At 47.2% G+C, this 13,154-nt stretch carries 11 protein-coding genes; 2 read left to right on the top strand and 9 right to left on the bottom strand.

Annotation, left to right across the window (positions count from 1 at the left end):
• Positions 1-75 precede the first annotated feature (75 nt).
• The 6 genes from odhB to sdhC all read right to left on the bottom strand — a co-directional run bounded on the left by odhB (position 76) and on the right by sdhC (position 7,440).
• Positions 76-1,290 carry a 2-oxoglutarate dehydrogenase complex dihydrolipoyllysine-residue succinyltransferase gene (gene odhB, locus CEQ48_RS08535; RefSeq protein WP_089070936.1) on the bottom strand — a complete coding sequence of 405 codons (1,215 nt, stop codon included), beginning with the start codon at positions 1,288-1,290 and terminating at the stop codon, positions 76-78.
• Positions 1,291-1,318: 28 nt separating this feature from the next.
• Positions 1,319-4,129, bottom strand: coding sequence for a 2-oxoglutarate dehydrogenase E1 component (sucA, locus tag CEQ48_RS08530; RefSeq protein WP_089070935.1), 2,811 nt, complete (start codon positions 4,127-4,129; stop codon positions 1,319-1,321).
• Positions 4,130-4,217: 88 nt separating this feature from the next.
• Entirely contained in the window at positions 4,218-4,928 is a 711-nt protein-coding gene (locus tag CEQ48_RS08525) for a succinate dehydrogenase iron-sulfur subunit (protein ID WP_089070934.1), read from the bottom strand.
• A gap of 14 nt (positions 4,929-4,942) precedes the next feature.
• Positions 4,943-6,709, bottom strand: coding sequence for a succinate dehydrogenase flavoprotein subunit (sdhA, locus tag CEQ48_RS08520; RefSeq protein ID WP_089070933.1), 1,767 nt, complete (start codon positions 6,707-6,709; stop codon positions 4,943-4,945).
• Positions 6,710-7,054, bottom strand: a complete 345-nt coding sequence (gene sdhD, locus CEQ48_RS08515; protein WP_000238620.1) for a succinate dehydrogenase, hydrophobic membrane anchor protein — start codon at positions 7,052-7,054, stop codon at positions 6,710-6,712. It abuts the gene before it with no gap.
• Positions 7,048-7,440 (bottom strand): succinate dehydrogenase cytochrome b556 subunit, encoded by a 393-nt coding sequence (gene sdhC / locus CEQ48_RS08510; protein ID WP_000043019.1) that lies wholly within the window; start codon positions 7,438-7,440, stop codon positions 7,048-7,050. The genes sdhD and sdhC overlap by 7 nt, the downstream gene beginning before the upstream one ends.
• A gap of 395 nt (positions 7,441-7,835) precedes the next feature.
• Between sdhC and CEQ48_RS08505 the strand changes: the two genes are divergently transcribed.
• Positions 7,836-9,125 (top strand): citrate synthase, encoded by a 1,290-nt coding sequence (locus CEQ48_RS08505; RefSeq protein ID WP_000763930.1) that lies wholly within the window; start codon positions 7,836-7,838, stop codon positions 9,123-9,125.
• A gap of 51 nt (positions 9,126-9,176) precedes the next feature.
• Here the strand turns inward: CEQ48_RS08505 and CEQ48_RS08500 are convergent, their stop codons facing one another.
• Positions 9,177-9,935 (bottom strand): Nif3-like dinuclear metal center hexameric protein, encoded by a 759-nt coding sequence (locus CEQ48_RS08500; RefSeq protein WP_198301241.1) that lies wholly within the window; start codon positions 9,933-9,935, stop codon positions 9,177-9,179.
• Between the two features lie 64 nt (positions 9,936-9,999).
• Here CEQ48_RS08500 and CEQ48_RS08495 point away from each other — a divergent pair, with 64 nt between their 5' ends.
• A complete protein-coding gene (locus CEQ48_RS08495) occupies positions 10,000-10,773 on the top strand; it encodes a DUF1853 family protein (RefSeq protein WP_089070931.1) in 774 nt (257 codons plus the stop codon).
• Between the two features lie 49 nt (positions 10,774-10,822).
• Here the strand turns inward: CEQ48_RS08495 and pgm are convergent, their stop codons facing one another.
• Both pgm and seqA read right to left on the bottom strand, forming a co-directional pair.
• The gene (gene pgm / locus CEQ48_RS08490; RefSeq protein ID WP_089070930.1) at positions 10,823-12,469 is read right to left on the bottom strand and encodes a phosphoglucomutase (alpha-D-glucose-1,6-bisphosphate-dependent); all 1,647 of its coding nucleotides are present in this window, start codon (positions 12,467-12,469) and stop codon (positions 10,823-10,825) included.
• 108 nt (positions 12,470-12,577) lie between these two features.
• Positions 12,578-13,111 carry a replication initiation negative regulator SeqA gene (seqA, locus tag CEQ48_RS08485; RefSeq protein WP_000848402.1) on the bottom strand — a complete coding sequence of 178 codons (534 nt, stop codon included), beginning with the start codon at positions 13,109-13,111 and terminating at the stop codon, positions 12,578-12,580.
• Positions 13,112-13,154: the final 43 nt, after the last annotated feature.

Below are 13,154 nucleotides of genomic sequence, written 5' to 3'. Positions count from 1 at the left end.
TGGCCAAAGCCAGGTCGGACGTTGAGCATGTCCGACCCTTTTCTCCATTACTCAGAAATCTGAGCAATAGACAGTTTAAACATCGAGCAGCAGACGGGCTGGATCTTCTAGCAACTCTTTAACGGTCACTAGGAAACCAACCGACTCACGACCATCGATTGAACGGTGGTCATAAGACAGCGCTAGATACATCATTGGCAGGATTTCAATCTTGCCATCCACCACCATGGCGCGGTCTTGGATCTTATGCATACCCAGAATCGCCGCTTGTGGCGGGTTAATGATAGGCGTTGACATCAGTGAACCAAACACACCACCGTTGGTGATGGTAAAGTTACCGCCAGTCAGTTCGTCTACGGTCAATTTACCGTCACGACCTTTTTCTGCTAGCTCTTTGATGCCTTTTTCAATTTGCGCCAAACTCAAGGTATCGCAGTTTTTCAGTACTGGAGTAACCAGACCACGTGGGGTTGATACGGCAATGCTCACATCAAAGTAGTTGTGGTAAACCAGATCATCACCATCGATAGACGCGTTCACTTCTGGGTAACGCTTCAGCGCTTCAGTGACGGCTTTCACGTAGAACGACATAAAGCCCAGACGGATACCATGACGTTTTTCGAACACATCTTGGTATTGCTTACGCATGTCCATGATAGGTTTCATGTTCACTTCATTAAACGTCGTCAGCATAGCCGTGTTATTTTTCGCTTCCAACAGACGCTCAGCGATACGCTTACGCAGACGTGTCATTGGCACGCGCTTTTCACTGCGACCGACGACAGGAGCCAGCGCTGCGACAGGGGCTTCAGCTTTCGCAGCTGGTTTGGCTTTGTTCGCGGCTAAGTGAGCTTCGATGTCTTCGCGGGTAATACGACCACCCACACCAGAACCTTTAACTTGGCTTGCTTCCAAGTTATGTTCAGCAAGCAGGCGACGAACCGCAGGGCTTAGCGCATCATTGCTTTCTTCAGTTAGTGATGCTTTATGGCGTTTATCTGGTGATGGCTCAGTAGCATCTGGAGTGTCTTGGGTTGGTTCACCCGCTACAGCGCCTGGCTTCAAACGTGCCAGCAGTTGTTTAGAAAGCACTGTCGCACCTTCTTGTTCCAAAATAGCTTCCAGAACACCTGCATCGGGTGCTGGAACTTCCAGCACCACTTTGTCAGTTTCAATTTCAACGATCACTTCATCGCGAGCAACCATGTCACCCGGCTTTTTATGCCACATCGCAACCGTGGCATCCGCAACTGATTCAGGCAAATCTGGAACCAGAATTTCAATGGTCATAATGGTATCTTCCTTATACTTCTCGTTCTTACGCTAGGGTCAGAGCGTCTTCAATCAACGCTTTTTGTTGTTTCATGTGCACCGACATATAGCCGACCGCAGGAGATGCCGAAGCGGGACGACCTGCATATTTCAGATCAGCACCCGCTGGAATCGCAGCGCGGAAGTTATGTTGGCTACTGTACCAAGCACCTTGGTTTTGCGGTTCTTCCTGACACCAGACGTAATCCACCACATTGGTGTAATTTGCAATGGCCGCTTGTACTTCTTCCAGAGGGAATGGGTACAACTGTTCGATACGAACAATCGCCACGTCTTGCTGTTCATTCGCACGGCGCTGTTCAAGAAGATCGTAATAAACCTTACCCGAACAGAACACAACACGTTTGACTTGCGCCGGATTCAGCGCATCGATTTCACCAATCGCTGGTTGGAAAGTACCTTGGGCTAAATCTTCCATACTGGAGACACACAGTGGATGACGCAGCAGCGACTTAGGAGACATTACCACCAGAGGGCGGCGCATTGGGCGAACCACTTGACGACGAATCATGTGGTAAACCTGAGCAGGGGTAGACGGAACAACCACCTGCATGTTTTGCTCAGCACACAGCTGCAAGTAACGCTCTAAACGTGCAGAGGAGTGCTCAGGGCCTTGACCTTCATAACCGTGTGGCAACAGCATAGTCAGGCCACATAGACGACCCCACTTCTGTTCACCAGAGGAGATGAACTGGTCAATAACCACCTGCGCACCGTTAGCAAAATCACCAAACTGTGCTTCCCACAAAGTCAAACCGCTAGGCTCCGCTGTCGCATAGCCGTATTCGAACGCCAATACCGCCTCTTCTGACAATACTGAGTCAAAGACTTCAAACGTGCCTTGGCCAGCATGGATCTGTGAGAGTGGAATATAAGTACTCGCATCGTTTTGGTTATGCAGAACGGCGTGACGGTGGAAGAAGGTTCCACGACCAGAGTCCTGACCCGAGATACGGATGCGCTTACCATCATCAAGCAATGTGGCATACGCAAGCGTTTCAGCCATACCCCAATCCAGCATCTTCTCGCCAGAGATCATAGAGAGACGATCTTGGTAGATTTTTTCTACACGGCTATGCAGAACATGGCTTTCCGGATATTGACAAACACGACGACCAAGATCTTGCAATCGCTCGATCGCATATTCGCTATTCCAAGGAATATGCCAGTCATGACCTAAATACGGTGACCAGTCCACAGAGTGCATCGCCATTGGACGCCACTCTTTGACCACCACTTCACCGTGATCTAAGGCATCGCGATATTCATTCACCAGTTGTGTCGCGGTTTCAAGATCGCACTCACCACGCTCAGTTAACACATCTGCATATAGCTTGCGAGGTGTTGGATGCTTCTTGATTTTTTGGTACATCAACGGCTGAGTTGCGTTTGGCTCATCCGCTTCGTTATGACCATGACGGCGATAACACACCAGATCAATGACCACATCGCGTTTGAATTCATTACGGTAATCAAGCGCTAGACGAGTGACAAAGGCTACAGCTTCAGGATCGTCTGAATTCACGTGGAAAATCGGTGCCTGTACCATCTTGGCAATATCGGTACAGTACATGGTTGAACGAGTATCGCGTGGGTTTGATGTCGTGAAGCCCACTTGGTTATTGACCACGATACGTACTGTACCACCGACGCAGAAACCACGCGCTTGAGACATGTTGAAGGTTTCAGCCACCACACCTTGTCCGGCAATCGCAGAGTCACCATGGATAGTGATAGGTAGCACTTTACTGCCATCTTCATCACCTAGGCGGTCTTGACGCGCGCGCACTGAGCCCATCACAACAGGGTTCACAATCTCAAGATGCGATGGGTTGAAAGCCAGTGCTAAGTGAACATCACCGCCCGGTGTCGCAAAGTCAGCGGAGAAACCTTGGTGATATTTCACATCACCTGTGCCCCAGCCTTCGCCATGTTTACCGGCAAACTCATCAAACAGATCTTGTGGTTTTTTACCCAGAACGTTGACCAGCATGTTCAAGCGACCACGGTGCGCCATCCCAATCACCACTTCACGCATGCCACTGGCACCCGCGTGACGGATCATCTCTTTGGTCATAGGAACTAAGGCATCCCCACCTTCGAGAGAGAATCGCTTAGCGCCTGGGAATTTCGCACCAAGATAGCGCTCTAAGCCTTCAGCTGCAGTCAGCTCTTCAAGGAAAGTACGCTTTTCTTCTTTACTGAATACAGGGGTACCCACAACCGGTTCGAGGCGCTGTTGAATCCAACGCTTCTGCTCAGTGTCGGTGATGTGCATGTATTCTGCACCGACAGAGCCACAGTAGATTTTTTGTAGGGATTGATAGATATCTTTCAGCTTCATCGTGTCTTTGCCAATCGCAAAGGAGCCCACGTTGAAGGTCTCTTCCATATCTTCTTGGGTCAAATTATGGAATGAGGGATTCAGCTCCGCCACTTCAGGGCGGTTCCATAAACCGAGAGGGTCAAGCTTGGCAGCTTCATGACCGCGGAAACGGTATGCGTTAATTAGCTGCAGTACTTTTACTTGTTTTGCATCGACTTCAGGATCACTAACTTGGACATTGTAATGCTTAGTCTCTTGAGCGAGTCGTCGGAAGTAGTCACGGACGCGTGAGTGCGGTTGTTCAACCACATTCGTTGGGTGCGCAGGCAACCCATCAAAAACACGTTTCCACTCCTCACTTACCAGATCGGGATCACTTAGATACAGTTCGTAGAGATCTTCTACGTAAGTTGCATTGGCGCCAGCCAAGTGTGAAGACTCGAGCCATGCCTTCATCACGCCGTTGTGCATTTTTTTCCCTTAACCAGTAGTTTTCACGTTTGCTGCGGTCTTATCGCCGAGCTATAAAAGGCAGGCCCGAAGGCCTGCAATTTTCAATTTAAACTGAACGATTGATCAACATGGACTTAATATGTCCAATGGCTTTCGTTGGGTTTAATCCTTTCGGACAAACACTGACACAGTTCATGATGCCGTGGCAACGAAAAACGCTAAACGCATCATCAAGATTCGATAAGCGTTCATCTGTCGCGGTATCACGGCTATCAATCAACCAACGATAAGCAGCCAACAAACCTGCAGGTCCGATAAATTTATCCGGATTCCACCAGAATGAAGGACAGGAAGTGGTACAGCAAGCGCACATAATACACTCGTACAGACCATCCAAATGCGCCCGTTCCTCTGGGGATTGCAAGTTCTCTCTTGAAGGGGGTAATGCATCATCTGCAATCAAGAAAGGCTTAACTTTCGCATAGTTATCGTAAAACTGAGTCATGTCGACAATCAAGTCACGAACAACAGGTAATCCTGGCAGTGGACGAATCACAATTTTGTCACCTTTTAACGCAGACAAAGGCGTGATACAAGCCAGACCATTCTTACCATTCATATTCAGACCGTCAGAACCACAAACACCTTCGCGACATGAGCGGCGAAAAGCAATACTTGGATCTTGCTCTTTGAGCAGAATCAAAGCATCCAATACCATCATGTCAGACCCTTCTTCTACCTCAAGAAGATAGTCTTTCATGTAAGGTTTGTTATCGACATCCGGATTATAGCGATATAAAGAGAAGTTGAGTTTCATATTGAGTACCTCCCTTAATATGTACGCACTTTAGGTGGGAACGGGTCACGGTAAATCGGAGTCATGTTAACCTCACGCTTACTCATCTGTTCCGTTTCCGGATTGTAGATTGAATGGCACAACCAGTTCTCATCATCACGCTCTGGATAGTCAAAACGTGCATGTGCGCCACGGCTTTCAGTACGGTAGTTTGCTGCTACTGCGGTCGAAAATGCTGTTTCCATCAGGTTGTCCAACTCTAAACACTCAATACGTTGAGTGTTAAATTCGGTTGATTTGTCCGCCAGATGGGCATTTTTCAAACGCTCGCGAATGACTTTGAGTTCTTCCAGCCCCTCAGCCATCGCCTTACCTTCACGGAATACCGAGAAGTTGTTTTGCATGCAGCGCTGCAGATCTTTACGAATCACGACAGGATCTTCGCCACCTTTGCTGTTTTCCCAACGCATAGTGCGAGCCAGCGAAGCTTCGATATCCGATGCAGTCGCAGGGCGAGCCTCAGCTTGAGCACGCAAGGTTTCACCAAGATGTAGGCCCGTTGCGCGGCCAAATACGACAAGATCTAGCAGTGAGTTGCCGCCTAAACGGTTGGCACCATGTACTGATACAGAAGCGATTTCACCACAAGCAAACAAGCCTTGCACTTCAACATCTTTACCATGGCTGTCTTGTTTGATCGCTTGACCAGACACTTGCGTTGGTACACCACCCATCATGTAGTGACAGGTTGGGATAACAGGAATAGGTTCTTTCACTGGGTCCACGTGAGCAAAGGTACGTGATAGTTCACAGATACCCGGTAGGCGAGATTCCAATACATCGCGACCTAAGTGATCCAGTTTCAGTTTGATGTGTGGACCCCAAGGGCCGTCACAGCCACGACCTTCACGGATTTCGATCATCATTGAACGTGCAACCACGTCACGACCTGCTAGATCTTTAGCGTTAGGTGCATAACGTTCCATGAAACGCTCACCATCTTTATTCAGTAGATAGCCGCCTTCGCCACGACAGCCTTCTGTAACCAGAACACCAGCACCCGCGATACCCGTTGGGTGGAATTGCCACATTTCCATATCTTGCATTGGTACGCCAGCACGCAAAGCCATACCGACACCATCGCCTGTGTTAATGTGTGCGTTGGTGGTTGAAGCGTAAATACGACCTGCACCGCCTGTCGCAAGCACTGTTGCTTTGGCTTTGAAGTAGCAAATTTCGCCTGTTTCCATGCAGATTGCAGTACAACCGAGCACAGCACCATCTTGGTTTTTAACCAGATCCAGCGCATACCATTCCGAGAAAATGGTGGTTTTATGTTTAACGTTTTGTTGGTAAAGCGTGTGTAATAGAGCATGACCAGTACGGTCTGCTGCTGCTGCCGTACGAGCAGCTTGTTCGCCACCGAACTCTTTTGACTGACCGCCAAAAGGACGCTGATAAATCGTGCCGTTCTCAAAACGAGAAAAAGGCAGCCCCATGCGCTCGAGTTCAATCACGGATTCCGGGCCGTTTTTACACATGTATTCGATGGCATTTTGGTCGCCGATATAGTCGGAACCTTTTACCGTGTCATACATATGCCACTGCCAATCATCTTTATGTGAGTTACCCAAAGCCACAGTAATGCCGCCTTGAGCGGATACCGTATGAGAACGAGTTGGGAAAACTTTTGAAAGCAGTGCGCAAGTTAGGCCTTGCTCAGAAATTTGTAGTGCAGCACGCATGCCTGCACCACCTGCGCCGATTACTACGGCGTCAAAAGAACGAACTGGAATAGTCACTTAGGCACCCCACAATACAAATAGGCCAGAGAAGAAGTATCCAAGTAGAACGGCGATGACCACAAGTTGCAGCCCCGCTCGCAATTTGGAGCACTTAATGTAATCCGTCAGTACTTGCCATAGGCCAATCCAGCCATGAATCAATACTGAAACTAATGCCAACATTGTGAAGACTTTGGTGAACGTACTACCAAAGAATTGAGTCCACGCGACATAAGAGATGTCCGTGAACGCGCAAAAACTCACGATATAAATAGTGTACAAAACTAAGATGATCGCTGAAGCGCGGATCAATAAGTAATCGTGAACACCATTACGACCAAAGGAAGAGACATGCTTTACCATACCAGAACCCCCGCCAGTAGAGACAATACAACCGTAGCGGCAAAAGCTACTTTGGCGCTCGCGGCACCGGATTCCAGCTCTTCAAAGTGACCAAGATCCATCAATAAATGACGAATCCCACCAGCAATGTGGTAGGCCAGAGCAGTTAGAATTCCCCACAACACGAATTTCACGAAAAAGCTGTCAACAATGTTGCTCGCTTCCATAAATCCGACAGGTGAGGAGAGAGAGAGGGATAACAACCAAAGCAAAATCCCAACCGCAACAAACGTAATCACCCCCGACACACGGTGGAGGATGGATGCGATTGCTGAGATCGGAAAGCGAATGGTCTGCAAATCTAAATTAACAGGTCTTGACTTTCTTTCTTTCACGGGCTTGCTCACTCAGCTCCATTGAGCATTTATAGTTATGGATGAATTCTGGTCGAAAATGCGCATAATTTAACATTTACTCAACATTTCAACCGCCAAATCGGCGACTTAATTGTAGTTTAAATGTTACACCCAAGTCTAAAATCTATAAGTTAAATTTCTTTCTAGCCTTGAATTTATAAGGTCTCTCACAGAATTTTCTGTGTCACTATACGGACTGCAACATTCTAATACAATTGCTGTAACAATTTTTGCTACACAGAACAGATTTTTAACTTTATACGTATAAAAAATCAAAGTGAGTGCACACATCAGAGGAGAATCATTGACTTTGATTAAGATCGGACGTACAAGAATCACACACAAAACATCCTGGACGGATTAAATAATAAACAAAGGAGATGGTTATGGCGGATAAGAAAGCGACCCTTCACATCGAAGGTAAAGCGCCAATCGAATTGCCAATTATGGATGGATCGCTTGGTCCACAAGTGATTGACGTTCGTACTTTAGGCTCAAACGGTTACTTTACTTTTGACCCGGGTTTTCTTGCCACTGCATCCTGTGAATCTCAAATTACTTATATCGATGGCGCTAAGGGCATTCTGTTGCACCGCGGCTATCCTATCGATCAGTTAGCCAATAACGCTGATTACTTGGAAGTGTGTTACATCCTTCTTTACGGTGAAGCCCCTAATCGTAAGCAATATGAAGAGTTCAAGAAAATCGTTACTCGTCACACTATGGTTCATGAACAGATCGCGAGCTTTTTCCACGGTTTCCGCCGTGATGCTCACCCGATGGCTGTGATGTGTGGTGTGGTGGGTGCGTTAGCTGCTTTCTATCACGATTCACTCGATATCAATAACGACACCCACCGAGAAATTGCGGCTTATCGTCTGCTTTCCAAAATGCCGACCTTGGCTGCGATGTGTTACAAATACTCGGTTGGTCAACCGTTTATCTACCCACGTAACGATTTGAGTTATGCAGAAAACTTCCTGCACATGATGTTTGCCACACCTTGTGAGGAGTATGAAGTGAATCCTATCGTGGCTCGTGCCATGGATAAGATTTTCACTCTGCATGCGGATCATGAACAAAATGCATCGACATCGACGGTACGTCTGGCAGGTTCATCGGGCGCTAACCCATTTGCGTGTATCGCAGCAGGTATCGCTTCTCTTTGGGGTCCTGCACATGGTGGCGCAAACGAAGCTTGTTTACGTATGCTTGAAGAGATCGGCTCTGTTGATAAGATTCCTGAATACGTAAGACGTGCAAAAGACAAAGATGACCCATTCCGTCTAATGGGCTTTGGTCACCGCGTGTACAAAAACTACGACCCACGTGCCACGGTAATGCGTGAAGCGTGTCATGAAGTACTTAAAGAGCTAAGCATTCAAGATCCACTGCTCGATGTCGCGATGGAGCTTGAGCGCATTGCGCTGTCTGATGAGTACTTTATTGAGAAGAAACTCTATCCTAACGTCGATTTCTACTCAGGCATCATTCTGAAAGCCATTGGTATTCCTGTTTCTATGTTCACGGTGATCTTCGCGATGTCTCGTACTATCGGTTGGATTGCTCACTGGAATGAAATGCACAGCGATCCGGACAACCGTATCGGTCGTCCACGTCAGTTGTACACAGGTCAAAAACTGCGCGATTTCACACCCTTGCATGAACGCAGTTAATCATTGATTCAAAAGCAAAAGAGCGAGATTTTCTCGCTCTTTTTTATTGTTCTAAACTGGATTATCAATATCAATGAAGGTCACATCAAAGCCGTGATTTTCCGCGAGCCATTCCCCTAGTGCTTTAATTCCGTAGCGCTCGGTAGCATGGTGACCTGCGGAAAAGTAATGGATCGACTGTTCGCGTGCCGTATAGGTTGTCCGCTCCGAGATTTCTCCAGAAATAAAGGCATCTAAACCTCGGCTAGCCGCGAGTTCAATATAGTCTTGCCCACCACCCGTACACCAACCGACAGTTTCAATCAGCTTATCGGCTTGATCGGGAGCAATATGCAAAGGTGTACGATTCAGGACTTGGCCAATCCGATGAGCTAATTCTTCTCCGGTTAACGGTTGTAAAAAGTGCCCAAACATCGCAACTGATTGAGGATGCCCTTCCAACCCACCATCAACGCAAATCCCGAGTCGCTGCGCAAGCTGAGCATTGTTGCCCAACTGTGGATGAATATCCAAAGGCAGATGGTAGGCATACAGATTAAGATCATTTTGGATAAGCGTACGTATCCGGCGACCTTTCATACCTCGAATGGCCTCGGGTTCATTTTTCCAAAAATAACCGTGATGCACCAATAATGCATCGGCTTTGAGCTCAATCGCAGCGTCAATCAGCGCTAAACTCGCGGTCACACCGGTGACAATTCGTTTGACCTCCGCTTTGCCTTCGACTTGTAAACCATTAGGACAATAATCTTTAATTAACTGTGGGGACAATGTCTCATTTAGCAACGCTTCTAGCTGTAAATTGTTCATCTTGTAATCCATTGAGCAACAGAGGTGGCGTGGTTATAACAATTTCAGGCTAGAATGTCGAAATATGTCAAAAAATGGTGGTGATCAGATGGAGTTAAAACACTTAATGGATTGGGTGATTCGCACCCCTGCCCTATTTCAAGCCAAAGCGCCTTTGGTCAGCAAAGCGCCATTTAGCAAAACAACTCGAGAGCAGTGGCCAGACTATCAGGGCAATCCACGATTAGGCTTTCTCTATCAACATCTTTGTGCTCAATTATTCACCGAAACGCCATTTTACAATGCGGTTTCAGAAGAAATTCAGCTCGTTAATGAAGGGAAAACCGTCGGTTCATTGGATTTTTTAGCTAAAAACCGTAAAACTGAACACTATGAACATTGGGAAGTGGCAGTCAAATTTTATCTGCTCCACCAAGGATATTGGTACGGCCCTAATGCCGAAGATCGTTTGGATATCAAACTTGACCATATGCTCAACCACCAACTGCCGCTATCACAACATCCGCTTTTTATTGAACAACATCCACTCTGGGCTGGTGCATCACAACATTTATTAATGCAGGGTCGTCTTTATACCAATCCATTTTCTGATGAGCCAATCCCGACCGATTGCCTTGGCTACCCGCTCAATACTAGCCAGATTCAAGGCTATTGGTGTTTCCAGAGTGAGCAGCACTTAATCGATGAACCTTTATATCAGCTTGAAAAGTCAGATTGGTTGACGGGACGGAAAGCAGACTCTGAACCCTATACAGAACACGCAGATGGGTTTGTGCATTGCCAATCTGAATCTGGGAAATTCTGGTTTATTGTGCCAAACCAGTGGCCACAGCGTTAAGAGACATAAAAAAGGGGCGATTTCATCGCCCCTGATTCATTTCATCACATTATAAACCCGCGTCTTTAAACACTTGGTTTACGATCTGCTGCGCTTCAGATTCAATTTGTTTTAAGTGCTCAGCCCCTTTGAAGCTCTCACAATAAATCTTATAGATATCTTCTGTGCCAGATGGACGAGCGGCAAACCAACCATAATCCGTAGTCACTTTGAGGCCGCCAATGGCTGCGCCATTACCCGGAGCATGAGTCAAGCGAGCCGTAATTGCATCTCCCGCTAGCGTTTGAGCCGACACCATTTCAGGAGACAGTTTCTTTAGCACATTCTTCTGTGGACCATTCGCCACGGCTTGAATACGGCTGTAATAAGAATCACCGTGTTTAGCTGCCAATTCATCATAATACTGTTGCGGATTTTTGCCGGTCACAGCGGTAATTTCCGCTGCCAGTAAGCACAAAATGATCCCGTCTTTGTCGGTAGACCAAGGAGTGCCGTCTTGACGCAGGAAAGAAGCCCCCGCACTCTCTTCACCGCCAAAACCAAAGCGACCAGAGTAGAGTCCATCAACAAACCATTTGAAGCCCACTGGAACTTCACACAGCTCACGACCAAGATCGGCAACCACTTTATCAATCATCGCACTGGAAACCAGCGTTTTACCGACGGCAACATGGCCCGCCCAACCTTGACGATGACGGTACAGATAATCAATGCACACCGCGAGGAAGTGATTCGGATTCATCAAGCCTTTAGGGGTCACAATACCGTGACGGTCATAATCAGGATCGTTACCAAAAGCCAAGTCGTATTCATCTTTCAGGGCCAGCAAACCCGCCATGGCATATGGGGAAGAGCAATCCATACGGATCACGCCATCTTTATCTAATGACATGAATTGGAAGCTTGGATCAATGGCTTCGCTGACCAGCGTTAAATCGAGTTGGTAAGCGTTGCCAATTTGACGCCAGTAATCAATGCCACTGCCACCCAGAGGATCAACCCCAATTTTGAGCTTGGCCTTTTGGATCGTCGCCATATCAACCACATTGACCAGATCATCAACGTAAGGCTTAACCAAATCGACTTGCTTGAGCAACTCGGATTGTTTAGCCAACGCAATCGGCATGCGTTTTACACCAGCAAGCTGCTGACTGATGTAAGCATTGGCACGATCTTCAATCGCTTGGGTTAGCTCACCTTCTGCAGGACCACCGTGTGGTGGGTTGTATTTGATGCCACCATCTTGTGGCGGGTTGTGCGAAGGGGTAATCACAATGCCGTCCGCTTTATCTGTATGCTTCAGGTTGTACCTTAAAATGGCGTGTGAAATACCTGGGGTGGGAGTGTAGCCGTTGTTTTCTTGCACAATCACTTCAATGCCATTGGCAATCAACACTTCCAGAACACTACTGAATGCAGGTTCAGACAGCGCATGAGTATCTTTGCCAATAAAGATTGGGCCAGTCACACCATGCTCATGGCGCACATCCGCTACCGCTTGCGCAATCGCAAGAATATGATGCTCATTAAAGGTGGTTTTATCGGCCGTACCTCGGTGTCCCGATGTACCAAATTCAACTTTATGCGCCGTATTACCAGCTTCAGGCTGGAGTAGGTAGTAATTTGCAACTAGCGCAGGGATATTATGGAGATCCTCTTGTCGCGCCTTTTGTCCAGCACGAGGGTGCATAGCCATAGTGACATCCTTTCTTTAAATTTCACATAAAATAAAACCTCATAATAGCGGTGTAGCACTACGCATTATGAGGCTTGAATCAGAATTTTGGGCTGTAATCAGCAAAAATCAAATGGAATGGGTAACTTTCTCAATAATGTCGCTTGGGAAGCCCATGCGCACCATCACCTGTTCAACCATCTGTTGCTTGCGGCTAGTGTTGTTGTTGGTGATCACCCAAAACGGCGTATTTGGGATCGCCTTAGGTTTGGTTGTTTGCCCGCTGGCAAGCAACGTCTGTTCGTTATCAGCAAAGTAAACGCGCTTGCGACCTTTGACCATAGTCGCTTCAGAAAAGCTCGCAGAGTCGATGCGATGAAGAGTAGACAGAATCAGCATGAAGCGATCGATCGCATTTTTTAGCCCGGCAAATTCATCGGAAATCAGCAGTGAACGCATCGCTTTAACACCATCAATTTTGGTATCGAAAGCGGCATCTTTGCTTACAACTATCCCTTTCGGCTCAGCAGCAGGCGCAGCAGTGGCTAATTCACCATCTACATTGAGAAGACGACGCAAAATATCGGAGGCACTTTCACCAATATGCAAAGTCTGACTCGCAATGTAACGGTATAGATCCTCATCAACCTCAATTGTTTTCATTCGCTTTTCACAATCTCTATGTTTAAACTTTCGGGGATTATAG

It is taken from the genome of Vibrio tarriae (genome assembly GCF_002216685.1).
GTDB lineage: Bacteria > Pseudomonadota > Gammaproteobacteria > Enterobacterales > Vibrionaceae > Vibrio > Vibrio tarriae.
This window is presented reverse-complemented; position numbering and strand designations above follow the sequence as displayed.